General features: G+C 73.2%; 14 protein-coding genes. 9 read left to right on the top strand and 5 right to left on the bottom strand.

Going from position 1 to position 16,061, the window contains the following annotated elements:
* Positions 1-11: 11 nt before the first annotated feature.
* A complete protein-coding gene (locus tag ACWD38_RS11115) occupies positions 12-1,253 on the bottom strand; it encodes a hypothetical protein (protein ID WP_184484082.1) in 1,242 nt (413 codons plus the stop codon).
* Positions 1,254-1,579: 326 nt separating this feature from the next.
* Entirely contained in the window at positions 1,580-2,641 is a 1,062-nt protein-coding gene (locus tag ACWD38_RS11110; protein ID WP_450123999.1) for a hypothetical protein, read from the bottom strand.
* A 250-nt stretch (positions 2,642-2,891) separates the two neighbouring features.
* Between ACWD38_RS11110 and ACWD38_RS11105 the strand changes: the two genes are divergently transcribed.
* The gene (locus ACWD38_RS11105) at positions 2,892-4,124 is read left to right on the top strand and encodes an AI-2E family transporter (RefSeq protein ID WP_450123998.1); all 1,233 of its coding nucleotides are present in this window, start codon (positions 2,892-2,894) and stop codon (positions 4,122-4,124) included.
* Positions 4,125-4,244: 120 nt separating this feature from the next.
* Here ACWD38_RS11105 and ACWD38_RS11100 read toward each other — a convergent pair whose 3' ends face one another.
* Positions 4,245-5,453, bottom strand: a complete 1,209-nt coding sequence (locus ACWD38_RS11100; RefSeq protein ID WP_450123997.1) for a diguanylate cyclase — start codon at positions 5,451-5,453, stop codon at positions 4,245-4,247.
* Positions 5,454-5,733: 280 nt separating this feature from the next.
* Between ACWD38_RS11100 and macS the strand changes: the two genes are divergently transcribed.
* The 7 genes from macS to ACWD38_RS11065 all read left to right on the top strand — a co-directional run bounded on the left by macS (position 5,734) and on the right by ACWD38_RS11065 (position 11,223).
* Positions 5,734-7,062 (top strand): MacS family sensor histidine kinase, encoded by a 1,329-nt coding sequence (macS, locus tag ACWD38_RS11095; RefSeq protein ID WP_450124021.1) that lies wholly within the window; start codon positions 5,734-5,736, stop codon positions 7,060-7,062.
* Positions 7,059-7,733 (top strand): response regulator, encoded by a 675-nt coding sequence (locus tag ACWD38_RS11090; RefSeq protein WP_184484074.1) that lies wholly within the window; start codon positions 7,059-7,061, stop codon positions 7,731-7,733. Before macS ends, ACWD38_RS11090 begins: the two co-directional genes overlap by 4 nt.
* A gap of 281 nt (positions 7,734-8,014) precedes the next feature.
* Complete coding sequence (locus ACWD38_RS11085; protein ID WP_184484072.1) at positions 8,015-8,203, top strand: hypothetical protein; 189 nt, start codon at positions 8,015-8,017, stop codon at positions 8,201-8,203.
* 130 nt (positions 8,204-8,333) lie between these two features.
* Positions 8,334-8,519 carry a hypothetical protein gene (locus ACWD38_RS11080; protein WP_184484070.1) on the top strand — a complete coding sequence of 62 codons (186 nt, stop codon included), beginning with the start codon at positions 8,334-8,336 and terminating at the stop codon, positions 8,517-8,519.
* Between the two features lie 76 nt (positions 8,520-8,595).
* Positions 8,596-8,763, top strand: a complete 168-nt coding sequence (locus ACWD38_RS11075) for a hypothetical protein (protein WP_184484068.1) — start codon at positions 8,596-8,598, stop codon at positions 8,761-8,763.
* 76 nt (positions 8,764-8,839) lie between these two features.
* Positions 8,840-10,336 (top strand): hypothetical protein, encoded by a 1,497-nt coding sequence (locus tag ACWD38_RS11070; protein WP_450123996.1) that lies wholly within the window; start codon positions 8,840-8,842, stop codon positions 10,334-10,336.
* 116 nt (positions 10,337-10,452) lie between these two features.
* Complete coding sequence (locus tag ACWD38_RS11065) at positions 10,453-11,223, top strand: AfsR/SARP family transcriptional regulator (RefSeq protein WP_184484064.1); 771 nt, start codon at positions 10,453-10,455, stop codon at positions 11,221-11,223.
* Between the two features lie 176 nt (positions 11,224-11,399).
* Here ACWD38_RS11065 and ptsP read toward each other — a convergent pair whose 3' ends face one another.
* On the bottom strand, positions 11,400-13,037 hold the full coding sequence (ptsP, locus tag ACWD38_RS11060) for a phosphoenolpyruvate--protein phosphotransferase (RefSeq protein WP_184484062.1): 1,638 nt from the start codon (positions 13,035-13,037) through the stop codon (positions 11,400-11,402).
* A gap of 211 nt (positions 13,038-13,248) precedes the next feature.
* Between ptsP and ACWD38_RS11055 the strand changes: the two genes are divergently transcribed.
* Complete coding sequence (locus ACWD38_RS11055) at positions 13,249-15,567, top strand: DUF2339 domain-containing protein (RefSeq protein WP_450123995.1); 2,319 nt, start codon at positions 13,249-13,251, stop codon at positions 15,565-15,567.
* Positions 15,568-15,858: 291 nt separating this feature from the next.
* On the opposite strand, the gene ACWD38_RS11050 is transcribed toward ACWD38_RS11055, so the two are convergent.
* On the bottom strand, positions 15,859-16,061 hold a 203-nt coding region (locus ACWD38_RS11050; protein ID WP_450123994.1), incomplete at its 5' end, for a hypothetical protein.

Here is a 16,061-nt window from a genome sequence, read left to right as displayed (position 1 = left end):
GCGCTGGTGCGTCAGATGCGCTGGAACTCGACGGTGTCGTCGGAGGCGCGCTGCGCGCCGATGCCGGGGATCGGGACCGTGTGCCCCTGGGCCGCGCTGATCGAGGGCAGCTCGCCGAGGACCGGCAGTTCCACGCCCGCCGGTTCGGCGGCGGCCCGCGGCTCGGGCGGCAGCGGGTGGCTGAGGATCCGCCGGCTCTCGGGGGTGGCGGCGTCGAGCTCGTCGAGGACCTCCACGCGCACCGGCACGTCCTCCGGCGTGGTGCTGAACCGGGGGATCGCGGCGAGGAACGACACCGTGGGCCGGTCGTCGGCACGCGGGCCCACTTCGCCGAGCGCGTCGGTCAGCCGCCCGAGGGTCGGGCCGCTGAGCTGACCGCCACCGAACGCGGAGAGCTGGCCGAGGACGGGCAGCGGCGCGTGCAGGCCGGGGTCGGCGCCGTCGCGCGGCGCGGGCCCGTCGAGCACGAGCGGTTCGGCCAGCGCGGGCGGCACGTCGGGGAAGTCCTGGTGCTCACCGGGCACCTGCAGCGCCACGGTCTCCGCGCGGGCGGCCGGGACGTGCGGGGCGTCGGCGAGGGCGACGGCGAGCAGCGACGGCGGCACCTGGTGCAGCCGGGTGACCGGGCCGGGCAGCTCACCGGAGGTGAGGTCGACGTCCGCGGAGTCGAGCAGGCCGGTGCCGGTCGCGGCGGGTTCGGCCGCGTCGGACGTCGCGCGTCCCGCTTCGCCGTTGCCGAGGGCGCCGTGCCACAGGGCGACGATGCCGTCCTCGGGGTCGACCGTGGCCGGGTCCGCCAGCGGGGTGATCAGTTCGCCGGTCACCTCGGGCACCTGCGCCTCGGCGGGGTGTCCGTGGCCGTTGCGGATGATGCCGCCGATCGGACCGGCCCAGCTCAGCGAGCGGTGGAAGCCCTCGGACGGGGTGCGCATCGTGTGCCGCGACGTCTCGGTGTTGCCGAACCGCAGGCTGTGCCGCCCGTCGCTCGGCGCGGGGCGCGCGGTGGCCGGGTCGCCGACCCAGCCGGCGAGCTGCATGTCCGGGTGCCGCGGGGCGTGCCGGTCCAGGTCGCGCAGGACCGGGATCTCCTGGGTCATGTCGTGCTCGACGGCGGGCAGCAGGTCCCGCACCGGGTCGATCTTCCCGGTCAGGACCAGCGCCCGGTAGCGCCCGGCGTCCGCGTCGCGGTGCGCCGGGAACGCTCGTCCCAGGTGCGGCCGAGTGGCGTCGTCGGCGTCGAACGCGGGCAACACGGAATCTCCCCGTCCCGGATCTGCTGGCGACTGATCGTATCGGGTGCCCAGGCTGCCGTGGTTCCCGTTTCCGGAAGGCCGGGACGGGCCGGTGCCTTCGGCTGCGGCCATGGTCGTTCCCACGGCCAGCACACCACCGGTGACCAGCGCGGCACGAACGCCTCGCTTCGCCCAAGTCTGCATGCGGTCTCCTTCGGATATTTCCCCCGCGCGAGCGGGAAGAGCAATGGTTCGAGGCGCGCCGTCATCGGATGTCGACCAGGGGTCGCGGCGGCTCGGGGGCAACGTGCGGTCGTCTGCGGCGCACGCGCGCCGCACGCCGCGGATCAGTCGGGGGTGGCGCCGGGCGAGGCGGCGAAGGCGCTGCCGGGCGCGGCGATCGCGGTCCGGTCGAGCGAGCGGAGGGCCGCGAGGTGCGCGGCGGCGTCCGCCATCGGCCAGGTCAGCCCGACTCCGCCGGGGCCGCCGGAGCCGTCGCCCGCGTGCCCGGTGGATCCGCCCGGGGGCAGCGGCGGGGTGGCCGCTTTGCCCGGCGTCCACGGCCGGTCCTGGCGCGGCGCGGCGGGCGCGGCTGCGGGACCGCCGGTGTCGTCGGCGGTGAACGCGGCGGTCGTGGCGGCCGCGGGCGCGGCCGGGTGCGCGATCGCTCGCGCGGCAGGTGCGTCCTGCGGTGCGGGCGGGAGCTCGGCGGCGGGAGCGGCGTCGACGGGCACCTGGGGTGCGGTCGCGGGCGGCTCCGGGGCCGGTCGGTTCCACAGTGGACTCGTCAGCTGGTGCAGTCCGTGCGCCACCGGCCGGGTCAGCCCGCCCAGCGGCGGGCCGGGGCGTTCGCCGCCAGGTTCCGCGACGAGCGCGCCGCGCACCGGTTCCAGCAGCGAACCGGCGCCGTGCACCACGGTCGTCACGGGTTCGGCCTCGGCCACCCGGCCGACGAGGCGCTGCGGCGCGAGGGAGTCGAGCGAGAACCGGCCGGGGTCCGCGGACTCCGGACTCCCGGTGTCCACTTCGGACTGACCCGGCGCGCTCCCGGCCGCTCCGCCGTCGCCGGCGGAGCCGGTGCCGTCCGGAACTTCCTCGTCCTCGGCGGGCTCCGGCGCGGCAGCGCGGGTCAGCGGTTCGGTGATGTGGTGCACGACGGTGCCGACGGGGCGCTGGAGCGGCGACGAACCGGACGGTTCCGGCCGGTCCTCGGCAGCACGCTCACCCGCGGAGTCGTCCGCGGCGGCGAGCACCGGTCCGGGCAGGTCGAGCACCGCGGGGTCAGCTCCGGCGTGCCCGGCGAACCAGCCCGCCGACGTCCCCGCCGCGGCGGCTCCCGCCACGACCAGAGTTCGGGCGAGCAGCCGCCAACCGCGACCACCGCCTGCTCTCCGGAGGCTGTCCGACATCTGCTGGCCCGGCTCCACTTTCCGTCGCGGATGCATTCGGCGCGGAGATCGGCCGTTCGAACGGTGGAATTGAGCCGTTCGGCGGCTTGATCGACGTCCACTGCCGACGGGCACTCTGTCAGCAGCCGCGCCGCAGAGGTAGTGATCTCGCCGAACACTCCCGGATCGGGTGACAGGCGGCCGTCGCGCCGTGCCCACGAGATCGGCCCGACCTCACCTGAGCGTGCTCCGACGCGGTTACGGTGGCCTGGTGAGCAATCCGAAGATCACCGCGCCGGACGACGCCGCCACCCACGTACCGCTGGTCCTGCGGGTCACCGCAGCCGTGTGCTGGCGCCTGCTGGTGGTGCTCGGCATGTTGTACGTGCTCAGCGAGGCCGTCGGCAGGCTCAACGTAGTGGTCATCCCGGTGGCCATCGCACTGCTGCTGGCGGCGCTGCTGGCGCCCGCCGTGTCCTGGCTGGCGCGGCTGCGGGTGCCGAGGGCGATCTCGACCGCCGTGGTGCTCGTCGGCGGGCTGGCGCTGGTCGGCGGCGTGCTCACCTTCGTGATCAACGCGTTCGTCAACGGCTTCCCCGAACTGCAGCGGCAGATCCTGCGCAGCCTCGGGCAGATCCGGGGCTGGCTGCTGTCGGGGCCGCTGCACCTGCGCGAGGAGCAGATCGACCAGTACCTCGGGCAGGCCGCGAAGTGGCTGGAGGAGAACCAGGCCGCGCTGACCAGCGGGGCGCTGTCCACGGCCTCCACCTTCGGCAACTTCCTCACCGGCCTCGTGCTGGCGCTGTTCACCTTGATCTTCTTCCTGCACGACGGCCGCCGGGTGTGGCTGTTCATGCTCGGGCTGGTGCCGTCCCACGTGCGGGACCGGGTCGACACCGCCGGTGTGCGCGGGTTCGCCTCGCTGGTCGGCTACGTGCGGGCGACCACGCTGGTGGCCGTCGCGGACGCGGTGGGCATCGGGATCGGCCTGGCGATCATCGGCGTTCCGCTGGCGCTGCCGCTGGCGGCGCTGGTGTTCCTCGGCGGGTTCGTACCGATCGTCGGTGCGGTCGCCTCCGGTTCGGTCGCGGTGCTGATCGCGCTGGTCACGAACGGGCCGGTGGACGCGCTGCTGGTCGTGCTCGTGGTGCTGCTGGTGCAGCAGATCGAGGGCAACGTGCTGCAGCCGCTGCTGCTGGGCCGCGCGGTGCAGGTGCACGCGCTGGCGGTTGTGCTGGCGATCAGCGCGGGCGTGGTGCTCGCGGGCATCGTCGGTGCGCTGCTGGCGGTGCCGATGGTCGCGGTGCTGAACTCGGCGATCCGCTCGCTGGCCGCGGGGGAGGGGGCGCAGACCCCGGTCGATCCGAACGATCCGCACGAGGCGGAGCCACCGCGGGACTCCGGCGACGACTCCGGAGCCGAGGCGCCGGCGAAGCCGGGGGCGGACTCCGGCGAGGACTCCGGCCGGACCGATTCGGGTTCCGGTTCGACCGCGGTCGAATAACCCCCACATTCGAAACGAGTCCGGGTCGAAAAGGCGGATGCCCTCTCGACCCGGACTCGAACTGTTTCAACGACCGTGCATTCCACTCGTGAGAATGTCCGTTCGCCGAGAATCTCGAACTCAAGCGAACATGACCGCATTGCGCCCGGAGGCTTTCGCCGTCAGCAGCGCGGCATCCGCCGCCACCAGCAGGTCGGGCAATTCGTAGCCGAATCGCGTCGTGGTGGCCACGCCGATGCTCACCGTCAAGCCGCCGAGTTCGCGCGGCGCGCCCAAGGTGTCGTGGGTGGGCACGGACAGCGCCGCGGTCGACAGCCGCACCCGCTCCGCCACGGCGTGCGCCACTTCCAGGTAGGCGTTCGGGAGCAGCACGACGAACTCCTCGCCGCCGAACCTGCCCACCAGGTCCTCCTTGCGCACGCTGTCGCGCAGCATCACCCCGACCGCGGCCAGCACCGCGTCGCCCGCCAGGTGCCCCACCTCGTCGTTGACGCGCTTGAAGTGGTCGAGGTCCAGCAGCAGCACCACCGCGCCGCGCTGGCGCGAGCGGGCCCGCCGCAGCTCCACGCGGGCGACCCGGTCCCAGTGCAGCGCGTTCGCCAGTCCCGTCTTGCCGTCGCGCTGCGCCGACCGCCGCCAGTGCGGCAGCTGACCCGCCAGGTCCAGCAGCGCCAGCACCGGCCCGCCCAGCACGGCGACGGTCGGCTCGCGCAGCATCGCCATGCCCAGCACCCCGCCGAAGCTCGCGGCCACGATGCCCAGCAGCACGTCGATCGGTTCCCCGAACATGTCCCCGAACACGTCCTCGCGCGCGGCGGCGGGCTCGCGCAACCGCAGGCCGACGGCCACCACCAGCGCCCGCACCAGCAGCAGCGCGACGCCGCCGAGCAGCACCAGCAGCGGGTTCCACTCGGGGTCGTGCCAGCCGACGATGCCGCGGCCGGCGAACACCGCCAGCGTCGTCGCCGCCGTCACGAACAACCAGCGGTGCGGATCGGGCCGGGCCTCCAGCACGCCGTGCAGCGCGGGCCCCAGCAGCAACAGGAACAGCAGGTTCGGCGGCAGGGCGAGGCCGCCCGCCGCCAGGTAGGCGATGTGCACCGTCCACGGGTCGCGCCGGATGCCGCTGCGCAGGTGGATGGACACGGAGGTGGCGACGATGACCGCGGCGGCGGTGCCGCCGAGCATCGCGAACCGGAACCACTCCTCGAGCGTGGGCGGCGAATTCAGCGACAGCACCAGGACGACCAGTCCGAAGGCCACGGCTTGGATGAGCAGCACGTAGACGAGTGCTGGTGCCCGGAGCCGCCACAAGGGCCACGGCGCCATGATTCCTCACGTCTCTTCCTCGCCTGGACGGGCGAGCGGGCCATGATCCGATGGCATTCGGAATGCGCGCGAATGGCGGTGTAGTACTTCAGCCAACTACCGGATCGGGTTACTTCTCCTGAGCCTGGCATAGCCTGATCTTGCCCGGAAACCCGGCTCTTGGCTCCATTCGTGTAATCCCTGTCGGTGACGACAAACACTGAGCGTGTTGATCGATGATCGGGCCACGGAACTCGATCGATACGGCAGGATGGTCGATCGGGAAGGAGCAACCGTGGCCATGCCGAAGTCCACGCCACCACAACGCCCTCGCGTCGCCGATGGACGCTCGCCGTTGTGGCGCGCGCACAACTTCTTCCGCTCCGTCGGGCTCGTTTACGCGATCGTGTGGTTCGGGATGCAGCTCCCGCACTACGCGCGACCGGCGCTGGCGGCCCTCGAACTCGTGATCATGATCGGCTGGACCGCGTTCACCGTGTGGCGGTTCCGGCACCGGGAGGGCCGGACGAACGCGCTGGTGCTCGCCGACCAGGTGCTGATCTCCGCGCTGTTCCTCGGCAACGAGCTGATCATGACCGAGGAGCAGATGAACGCGCTCATCCCCTCGGTGACGACCATGTGGCAGCCGTCGATGGTGACGCTGGCGGCGGTGCAGTGGGGCTGGCTCGGCGGTGGCGTGTCCGGCGCGGTCTCGGCGCTGATCAACTTCCTGATCCGGGACAGCGTCGAACCGCTGATGTTCCAGGACGCGGTGCTGCTCATCGGCTGCGGCCTGCTGTTCGGCCTGGCCGCCGACACCGCCCGCCGCTCCACCGAACGGCTCAGCCAGGCGTTGCGCGCCGAAGCGGCGACCGCCGAGCGGGAACGGCTCGCCCGCTCCATCCACGACAGCGTGCTGCAGGTGCTGGCCCGGGTGCGCAACCGCGGCGTCGAGATGGGCGGCGAGGCCGCCGAACTCGCCCGGCTCGCCGGGGAGCAGGAGATCGCGCTGCGGTCGCTGGTGGCGGCCGGGCCGCCGGACCACGATCCGGGCGGCGAGATCGACCTGGTCGCGCGCCTCCAGGTGCTGCGCACCGGCAAGGTCCAGGTGTCCGTCCCCGCCACCGAGGTCCGGTTGCCGGAGCAGGTCGGATCCGACGTGCTCTCGATCGTGCGGGAAGCGGTGGAGAACGTGGACCGGCACGCGGGACCGGATGCCCGCGCATGGGTCTTGCTCGAAGAGCTGCCGAACGAGATCGTGATCAGTGTCCGGGACGACGGACCGGGCATCGCCGAAGGCAGGCTGGACGAAGCGGCGGCGGAGGGGCGCATGGGCGTGGCCCAATCCATCCGCGGCCGGGTCGACCACCTCGGCGGCACCATCTCCCTGGACACCACGCCGGGAGAGGGCACCGAGTGGGAGATCCGGTTACCGCACCCGAACACGCCGCCCGACCGGGCGGCGAGCGGGCGGACGAGAACGGCGGCGAAGCGGATGTTCACCCGGCGGACGGCACCGGCCGCCCAAGGCACCGCGGACCCGCAGCCCGACCCATCGCCGGGATCCGAACCGACGGCCCCGGAGGACCGGCGAGCCGACCCGGCACCGCGCGGAGGAGGAGAAGGATGACCGAGCCGCACGTGTCGGTGATGGTGGTCGACGACCACCCGATGTGGCGCGACGGGGTGTCGCGGGATCTCGCCGAACGCGGCTTCGAGATCCGCGCCACCAGCGGGGACGCGGTGTCCGCGCTGCGCATCGCGCGGACCGTGCGGCCCGACGTGGTGCTGATGGACCTCAACCTCGGCGACACCTCCGGGGTGGACGCCTCGCGGCAGATCACCCAGGAGATCCCCGGCACGCGGGTGCTGGTGCTGTCGGCCAGCGGCGAGCACAGCGACGTGCTGGAGGCGGTGAAGGCGGGCGCCTCCGGCTACCTGGTCAAGTCCGCATCGGTGGACGAGCTGGTGGACGCCGTGCGCCGCACCGCAGCCGGGGACGCCGTGTTCACCGCGGGCCTCGCCGGGCTGGTGCTGGGCGAGTACCGGCGGATGGCGATCTCACCGGGCGCGGAGTCGCAGGCGCCGCAGCTCACCGACCGGGAGACCGAGGTGCTGCGCCAGGTCGCGAAGGGCCTCACCGCACGGCAGATCGCGAACAAGCTGGTCATCTCGCACCGGACGGTGGAGAACCACGTGCAGTCCACGCTGCGCAAGCTGCAGCTGCACAACCGCGTCGAGCTGGCGCGCTACGCCATCGAGCACGGCCTGGACGCGGACGGCGAGGCCGCTCAGGACTGACCGGCGGTCCTTCCGCAAGATCCCGCCCGATTCACCCGACCCGGCGACCACGACGGTCGCCGGGTCTTGTCGTTCCCGGCCGAGCCCCGCGATTTCCCCTGCGCACCAGCACGTTTCACCGCAGGTGACCGAACGCGCCCTGCCGGTAGCCCACGCGAGTGCCGACCGCGCACCGTGACGGCCAGGTGACGGGCCGGTGACGCCGGGTCTGGCGTACTTCGCGGCAGCGGCGAACAACGCCGCCGTTCGAAAAGTTCGTCAACTCGATGAGGAGTACGACCGTGAGCGTTTTCGAGATCTCCGAGCTGGAAGTGTCCGCCGAGCTGCTGCCGAAGCGCGAGGCCCTGGGCGGCTTCAACTTCAACGAGTACTTCGCCGTGGTGGCCGCGGAGAACAACGCCACCGCCGTCGGCATCGGCGGGGACGCCGGCGCGACCGCCCACCAGGACATCGACCTCGACCAGGGCTGACCTGGTCAGTGACCACGGACTCCGTGGTCAGGGCCGTGGGGTGACCTCGGGGCCCCTGCCCCGAGGCACCTTTCCCGCGGCGTTGGCGCCGCGACCTGTTCTCACCATCTCTACTTCGTAGGAGCGCATCGTGAAGTTCGAGATCTCCGAGCTGCAAGTCTCCGCCGAGCTGCTGCCGAAGCGCGAAGCGCTGGGCGGCTTCAACGTCAACGAGTACTTCGGCCTGGTGGCCGCGCAGAACACCGCCACCGCCGTCGCCCTGGGCGGCGACGCCGGGGCCACCGCCAACCAGCACGTCGACCTCAGCCAGGACTGACCTGTCCTGACCGAGTTCCCGGCCGTGCGCCGTTGAAAACCAGTGGCGCGCGGCCGGACACCACTGAGGAGGATGAATGGACCGCTTGGAGCTGGCCGCGCAACCGGCCGAGCTGCTGCCCGCCCGGGAGGCCCTGGGCGGCCTCGTCAACGTCAACGTCAACGTGCCGGTGAACATCGCCGTCGCGACCGCCGTCGGCGGCGACGCACTCGCGCTGGCCAACCAGTACGGATACGGAAAGTAAAAGCGGATATCGGACGTGCCGGCCGGCCGGGGACGGGAACTCTTCCGTCCCCGGCCGGTTTTCCTGGAGGGGAACCATGTCAGAAGCGACCCAGGTAGGGCGGGCGGCACCCGCCGAGCCCGACCTTCCCACCGAGCCCGCCCTGCCCGTCGTGCCCGCGCAAGGCGCCGCACCCGAGCGGCCGGACGCGGACCGCACCGGCGCGGAGGTCGCGCCGGTGGCCACCACCGCCGGAGACCCCGCCCAGATCGCCGAGGTGGACGAGCGCTCCGTTCCGCAGCTCGCGGACGGCGTCTCGTTGTGCGGCCGGTACGAAGGCGCCGGGTACACCGATCCGCGGTTCCTCATCGCCCGCGCCGACGGGCAGATGATCCTGGTGTCCGAGCTCCTGCACCTGGTCGCCTCGCAGATCGACGGGCACCGGGACCTGCGCGAGATCGCCGAGCGGGTCACCGCGGCCTGCGGCTCGGAGATCTCCGCGGCCGGGGTGGGTTTCCTGATCGGCGACAAGCTGCACAAGCTGGGCGTGGCGGAGCTGGACGAACCGGTGGCGGAGGCGCCGAAGGCGGACCCGCTGATCTCGCTGGCGATGCGCGGCGTGCTGCTGCCCGCGGGCGTGGTGCGCGTGCTGGCCGCCGTGCTGGCCCCGCTGTTCCAGCCGGTCATCGTGGTCACCGTGCTGTGCGCGATGGTCGTGGCGGACGTGGCGCTGGTGGCCTCCGGTTCGCTGGACGCGGCGTTCCACGCGTCCGTGGGCGACCCGGCGCACGTGCTCGTGCTGATCCTGCTGATCGTCACGTCCACCCTGTTCCACGAGAGCGGGCACGCCGCCGGGTGCCACTACGGCGGCGGCAGGCCCGGCGCGATCGGCTTCGGCATCCTGCTGATCTTCCCGGCGTTCTACACCAACGTCACCGACGCCTACCGGCTCGACCGGGCCGGCCGGTTGCGCACCGACCTGGGCGGCCTGTACTTCAACGCGATCTACATCATCGGCATGGCCGGGTTGTTCTGGGCGACGGGTTTCGCACCGCTGGCGGTGTTCATCGTGCTCAGCCACATGCAGATGCTCCAGCAGCTGCTGCCGCTGATCCGGCTGGACGGCTACTACATCCTCGGCGACCTGGTGGGGGTGCCGAACCTGTTCGCGCACGTGCGGCCGTTCGTGCGCAAGCTGCTCGGCAAGCAGCAGCCGGGGGAGCAGGTCGGCGCCGGTCTGCGCCCCCAGGTCCGGCTGCTGGTCACCTGCTGGGTGGCGATCGTGGTGCCGGTGCTGTTCCTGTCGTTGCTGACGCTGTTCGTGCGGATCCCCCGCTACTTGGGCACGGCGCTGGAACGCGGGCACGAGTTCTGGCTCTGGGGTCTCGACGGATTCGCGCAGGGCCACGTGCTCACCGGGGTGGTGGCCGTCCTGTCGCTGTTCGTGCTGCTGCTGCCGTGGATGGGCGGCATCGCGTTCGCCATCCGCATCGGGGGCAAGATCGGCCAGTGGTACCGCCGCAAGCACCCCCGGCACGTGCCGCGCCACCGCGCCCCGGTCACCCGCAACCGATTCGGCCTCCGCACCTCGTGACCTGCGGATCTGTCACGGTGCGTAGGCCTGTAACGGCACGCCGTCACGCCTGCGACGCCACCGGTGACGGGCCGCGCCTCGGGTGCGGCCGGTCTTTGCCGGACGAAGGGGGAACCATGAGCGAGGGACCTGCGCGCCCGATCCCGCTCCCACGGCCGCACGCCGGGGAGCGGTTGCGGCTGGCACTGCTCGGCGGGTGGTCGCTGCACTGCGACGGCGTCGGGGTGCCCGTCTCCAGCAACGGGCAGCGGCTGCTGGCGCTGCTGGCGCTGCGCGGGCGCACGCAGCGGGACCTCGTCGCCGGAACGCTGTGGCCGGCCAACGACGACCAGAGCGCGCTGGCGAACCTGCGGACCACGCTGTGGCGGGTGCGCAGGCGGGTGCCGGGAGCCATCGTCGGCAACGGCGCGGAGGTCGAACTGGGCGGCCAGCTCTCGGTGGACGTGCACGAGCTGACGTCCACGGGGGAGCGGCTGCTGCGAGAGGACCCGGTGGAGCCGATCGCGGACTGGGCCGCGATCGGGCACACCTTGGCCAAGCAGGACCCGCTGCTGCCGGGTTGGTACGAGGACTGGGTGCTGGCCGAGCGGGAACGGCTCCAGCAGCTCCAGGTGCACGCGCTGGAGATCGCCGCGGAGCGGCTGGTGCAGTCCAGCCAGCTGGCGACGGCGCTGGAGGTCGCGCAGGCGGCGACCGTCGTCGAACCGTTCCGCGAGACCGCGCACTGCGCGGTGGTGGAGGTGCTGCTCAAGCAGTCGAACCCGGCGCAGGCGCTGCGCCACTACCGGCGCTACGAGCAGCTGCTGGACCGGGAGCTGGGCATCGAACCGTCCCGGCGCCTGCGGGAGCTGGTGCGGCCGATGCTCGGCGACCACGTCCGGGCCTGACGCGGGTGCCTCGCGGCATCCGCGGACGACGGGCTCCGCTGGGGATGGAGCTCGCCGTCCGCCGCGTCCCGGTACTGCCCCGCCGGGACGCAGCCGGTGACCGGGGGTGAGGTGCTCGGCACCTCATCCCCGGTCGCGCGGGAGGCCCGGTCGGGCGGTCACCGCTCGGCGGCGCCTCACTGGAGGGTGGCGAAGGCGGATTCCCGGGCTCGCGCCGCGTTGGGGGCGTTCTTGGCCTCTTCCGCCGCCTTCTGGTAGTCGACGAGCGTGTGCGACGCCAGTGCCGAGCCGACGGCGGGAACGGCGGCGGCGGCCATCGACAGGCTGCTGACGCCCAGCCCGGCGAGCACTCCCGCCAGCAGCGGGTCCGAGGCCGCCTCGCCGCAGACGCCGACGGGCTTGCCGAGGCGGTGCCCGGCCTGCCCGATCAGCGCCACCAGCCGCAGCAGCGCGGGCTGCCACGGGTCGTTGAGCCCGGCCAGCGCGCCCGACATGCGGTCGGCGGCGAACACGTACTGCGCGAGGTCGTTGGTGCCGACGCTGACGAAGTCGACGGCGTCGAGCAGCTCGTCGGCGGTCAGCGCCGCCGCCGGGACCTCGATCATCGCGCCCGCCCGGCCGAGCCCGGCGGCGCGGACCCGGTCGGCGAACCACGCCGCCTCGTCCGCGGTGGCGACCATCGGGGCCATCACCGACACCGTCGCGCCGGAGTCCTGCTCGGCACCGGCGATGGCCTCCAGCTGCCGGTCGAGCACGCCGGGGCGTTCGAAGCACACCCGCAGCCCGCGCACCCCGAGCGCCGGGTTCGGTTCGGCGCCCATGTCCAGGAACGACAGCGGTTTGTCGGCACCCGCGTCGAGGGTGCGCACGACGACGGGGCGACCGGCGAACGGGGCGAGCACCTCGGTGTAGGCGGCGCGCTGGGTGCGCACGTCCGGTTCCTCGTCGGCGCCGAGGTAGCAGAACTCGGTGCGGAACAGGCCGACGCCCTGCGCCCCGGCGTCCACGGCCAGCCGCGCGTCCGAGGCGGAGCCGACGTTGGCGAGCACGGACACGGCGTGCCCGTCGGCGGTGCCGCCGGCGCCGTTCCAGTCGATCCGCACGTCGCGTTCGGCGGCCTGGGTGCGCACGGGCTCGCCGGAGGTCTCGACGCTGCCGGTGTCGCCGTCGACGAGGACGCCGACGACGGGTGCGGCGGCGAGGATGCCGCGCGCGGCGACGACGGCGGGGATGCCGAGCGCGCGCGCCAGGATCGCGGTGTGGCTGGTCGGCCCGCCTTCTTCGGTGACGAGCGCGAGCACCAGCCGCGGGTCGAGGTCCGCGGTGTCGGCGGGCGCGAGGTCGCGGGCGATCAGCACGCTCGGCCGGTCCAGGTCGGGGACGCCGGGCGGGGTCGCGCCGAGCAGCTCGGCGATCACCCGGTCCCGCACGTCGTGGATGTCGCGGACGCGTTCGGCGAGGTAGCCGCCCGCGTTGCGCAGCGCGTCGGCGAAGCCGTTCGCGGCCTCGTGGACCGCGCGCGGAGCGGGCAGCGCGTTGTTCGTGACGAGTTGCTCGGCTTGGGACAGCAGCGCCGGATCCAGCGCCATGGCGGCCGTGGTCTCCAGGACGGCCTTGGCCTCACCGCCGACGGCTCCCGCGCGCTCGAACAGCCGGTTCGCGACGGCTTCGGCGGCCGGGCGGATGCGGCGCGCCTCCGCTGCGGCGTCGGCGGGCGCGGGGGCCGCGGCCGGTTCGGGTAGGGGTTCGGCGACCCTGGCGACCGGGCCGGATGCTCGGCCGGAACTCACTCCGACACCAGTGAACAGCGACATGGTCTAGACCATACCCTTCTCTTGCGGCCTCTCCTCGATCGTAGGCACCGCTCATCCGATCGGCCTGGAAACGCACCGCCTGAACGGGCACGTCAGGTGAAATCGCGATCCGGTACGTACCCGTACGGACCAGCGATTCCACTAACCGATGAGTAACCGATGAGTAGCCATACGGATCCCGCCGGACCCCTTGGGCCGACAGAGTGTGCTCATGGCAACACAGCGCACAGCACGCACGATCGCAGGCCCCGCTTCCGACCTCGACAAGCTCGCCGATCCGATCGACCGGATCGCCGTGATGTTCGCGGAACTGGGCACTGAGCTCGGCGTGCTCGGGGAGCAGCTTCGCGGGCCGAACGCGGAGCGCGCAACAACCACTGGGGAAGACACGACGAACACCGAGGGTGACACCGTGATCACTGGGGAACGCAGCACCAGCAACGGCGGCCCCGCCGCCGCACCACCCGACCGACCAGCACCACCCGGCCCGGCGCCGGGGAGCAGACGGACGCGACCGGCCGTCCCGGACCGGATCCCGCTCCCGCTCCCGCTCCCGGAGGCGACGATCCGCACCGGATCGGCACCGATCCCCGGCGAGCCCGTCGACACCAGTTTCGCAGAACCGACGCAGACCCCGGCCGCGCAAGCGGCCGGGGCTGCCCCGTATTCGGGGCCCGTTCCCGCCCAGCAGGACCGCGCGCACCAGGACGGCGGTGCGGCGGTCGCGCCGCAGGCCGCGCACGCCCTGCCCGGCACCGCACCGCACCCGCGCGCGCCCGGCTCTGAACATCTCGCCGCACAGCGCGCGTTCCCGCAGCACGCGGCGGCCGCGTACCCCGGGCCGCCGCCCGACGGCCTCCTGACCTGGCTGAACCGGCCCGTCGGCGGTGGCGAGCAGGCACCGCCGCCCGGCCCCGCGATGCCACCCGCGCCGCCGCTGTTCCCGCCGAAACCACCGATGCTGGACCGGCTCGCGAACTGGACGTCCCGGCAAGGCACCCGCGTGCTCGCCTGGTCCGGCGCCGCGATCACCCTGCTCGGGGTCGTGCTGCTGATGGTGATGGCGGTGCAGAACGGGTGGATCGGCCCGCTCGGACGGGTCGCCGGTGGTGCCGCGCTCGGCGCGGTGCTGCTCGGCAGCGCGTTCCGGGTCCGGCACCGCTCGGCCGTCGCCGGTGCCTTCGCGCTGGCCGCCACCGGGATCGCCGTGCTGTACCTGGACGTGCTCGCGGCGACCGCGCTCTACGGCTTCCTGCCCGCCCCGGCCGGGCTCGCGACCGCGCTGGTGCTGGGCGCGCTCGGGTTGTGGCTCGCCGACCGCTGGCGGTCGCAGGCGCTGGCGGTCGGCGTGGTGCTCGGCTGCGCGCTGTGCGCGCCGCTGCTGTTCGGCCCGGTCCTGCGCGAACCCGCCGCCACCGCGCTGCTGACCGCGTTCCTTGTCGTGCTGAAGATCGCCGCGACGCCGGTGCAGGTGCGCCGGTCCTGGCGCGGGCTCACCGCGGCCTCCGCCGTCCCGGCGATCATCGCCGCCCTCGTGGGCGACGGGCACGCGCTGGTCACGGGAGCGCCGTGGCCCGCGGCGTGCGCCGCGCTCGCGGTCACCGCCACCGGTCTCGCGCTCGCCGTGATCACCGCGCGCCGCCGTCCCCGCGACCCGCTCGCGATCGCGCTGCTGATCACCGCCGCGACCCCGACGCTGCTGGCCGCGCCGATGCTGGACCGCTTCGCCGCGCTGGGAGTCCTGGCGCTGGTCGCCGCGCTGTATTCCGCCGTCTGGTGCGCGGGCCGCGCGGGCGGCCTGCCCGCCGCGCTCGGCGTCGTGGCCGGGGGCGTCGGCGCGGCCACCGCCTTCCAGGCGACGCTGCTGGTGGCCGGTGGTTCGGGCCGTTCGCTGAGCCTGCTGGTGGAAGCGCTGCTGCTGGCGCTGCTCGCGCACCGGTTGCGCGGCCGGGGACTGCTGCTGGGCGCAGCGCTGTTCGGCGCGGCCGGGGTGCTGATCGCGCTGGTCTCGCCAGCGCCGCCGACGCTGTTCCTCGCGTTCGCCGCCGAGCCGTACGCGTCGGGCGGGATCTCGGCGATGCTCTCCGGGCTGGCGGCGTTCCTGCTGATCGGGGCGAGCACCACCGCCACCACCTGGTCCGCGATCGGGCTGGGCGTGCTGGCGCGCACCCCGCGGGCCGTGCTGCCCGCCGCGGCCGGCCTGCTCTACGGCGGGGGCGGTGCGGTCCTGACGCTGAGCCTGCTGGTCGCGCCGGACCGCACCGGTTTCCTCGCGGGCCACGCCCTGATCACCGTGTCCTGGATGGTGCTGGCGTTCCTGTCGCTGCTGCGCGGCATCCACTCGGTGCCCGCGCGCGTCGCCGGGTTCGTGCTGGTGGGGGTGGCGCTGGCGAAGCTGCTGGTGTTCGACCTGGCGGCGTTGTCCGGGCTGGTGCGGGTGCTGGTGTTCCTCGCGGCCGGGCTCATCCTGCTGGCCGGGGGCACGCGCTACGCGCGGTTGATCGCCGAGCGCGACGCGCGCGAGGCATGAGGACCGCTCGCCGACAGGTCGACCCGTCGATCTGTCGGCGAGCGCACATGTCGCCATGTCGACAAATCGCCGTATCGGGCCGAACTTCGCACTCCGGCCGAGCATTCGGTGCAGCGCGGACCGCCGAACACCAGCCGCTCCCACCCTTTCGGGCGTAGTTCTTGACCAAGTGGCATCCACCAGGCGTGCACGCGCGTCAAACTGGGTGAGTTGCTGCTCGCCGGTATCGCGCCACCGGCGATCGCAACCCCAGGCGCCGGCCGTGACGCCCCCCGTGCGGCCGGCCCTGGTCTACTTCACACCAGCCTCAACCTGCAGTCCAGGTGAGCAGCGCTCTTGATCATTCGTCTTGTCAGCGGCGAAGCCGCTGAGCAGCGACCACCATGCCCACCGGCACCGCCGCGGGTTCTCAGCGTTCTTCTCGCGAGGACAGCTTTTTCCCTCGTGGCGGAGCCACTTGGGAAAAAGATCCCGCAGCGAGAAGAACGCTGAGG

Source organism: Saccharopolyspora sp. NPDC002578, assembly GCF_053592695.1.
This window is presented reverse-complemented; position numbering and strand designations above follow the sequence as displayed.

What these genes read in the sequence shown, in the direction of transcription:
- ACWD38_RS11110 (WP_450123999.1), bottom strand. Translation starts at nt 2,641, where the DNA reads ATGTCGGACAGCCTCCGGAGAGCAGGCGGTGGTCGCGGTTGGCGGCTG.
- ACWD38_RS11100 (WP_450123997.1), bottom strand. Translation starts at nt 5,453, where the DNA reads ATGGCGCCGTGGCCCTTGTGGCGGCTCCGGGCACCAGCACTCGTCTAC.
- macS (WP_450124021.1), top strand. Translation starts at nt 5,734, where the DNA reads ATGCCGAAGTCCACGCCACCACAACGCCCTCGCGTCGCCGATGGACGC.
- ACWD38_RS11090 (WP_184484074.1), top strand. Translation starts at nt 7,059, where the DNA reads ATGACCGAGCCGCACGTGTCGGTGATGGTGGTCGACGACCACCCGATG.
- ACWD38_RS11075 (WP_184484068.1), top strand. Translation starts at nt 8,596, where the DNA reads ATGGACCGCTTGGAGCTGGCCGCGCAACCGGCCGAGCTGCTGCCCGCC.
- ACWD38_RS11070 (WP_450123996.1), top strand. Translation starts at nt 8,840, where the DNA reads ATGTCAGAAGCGACCCAGGTAGGGCGGGCGGCACCCGCCGAGCCCGAC.
- ACWD38_RS11065 (WP_184484064.1), top strand. Translation starts at nt 10,453, where the DNA reads ATGAGCGAGGGACCTGCGCGCCCGATCCCGCTCCCACGGCCGCACGCC.
- ptsP (WP_184484062.1), bottom strand. Translation starts at nt 13,037, where the DNA reads ATGTCGCTGTTCACTGGTGTCGGAGTGAGTTCCGGCCGAGCATCCGGC.
- ACWD38_RS11055 (WP_450123995.1), top strand. Translation starts at nt 13,249, where the DNA reads ATGGCAACACAGCGCACAGCACGCACGATCGCAGGCCCCGCTTCCGAC.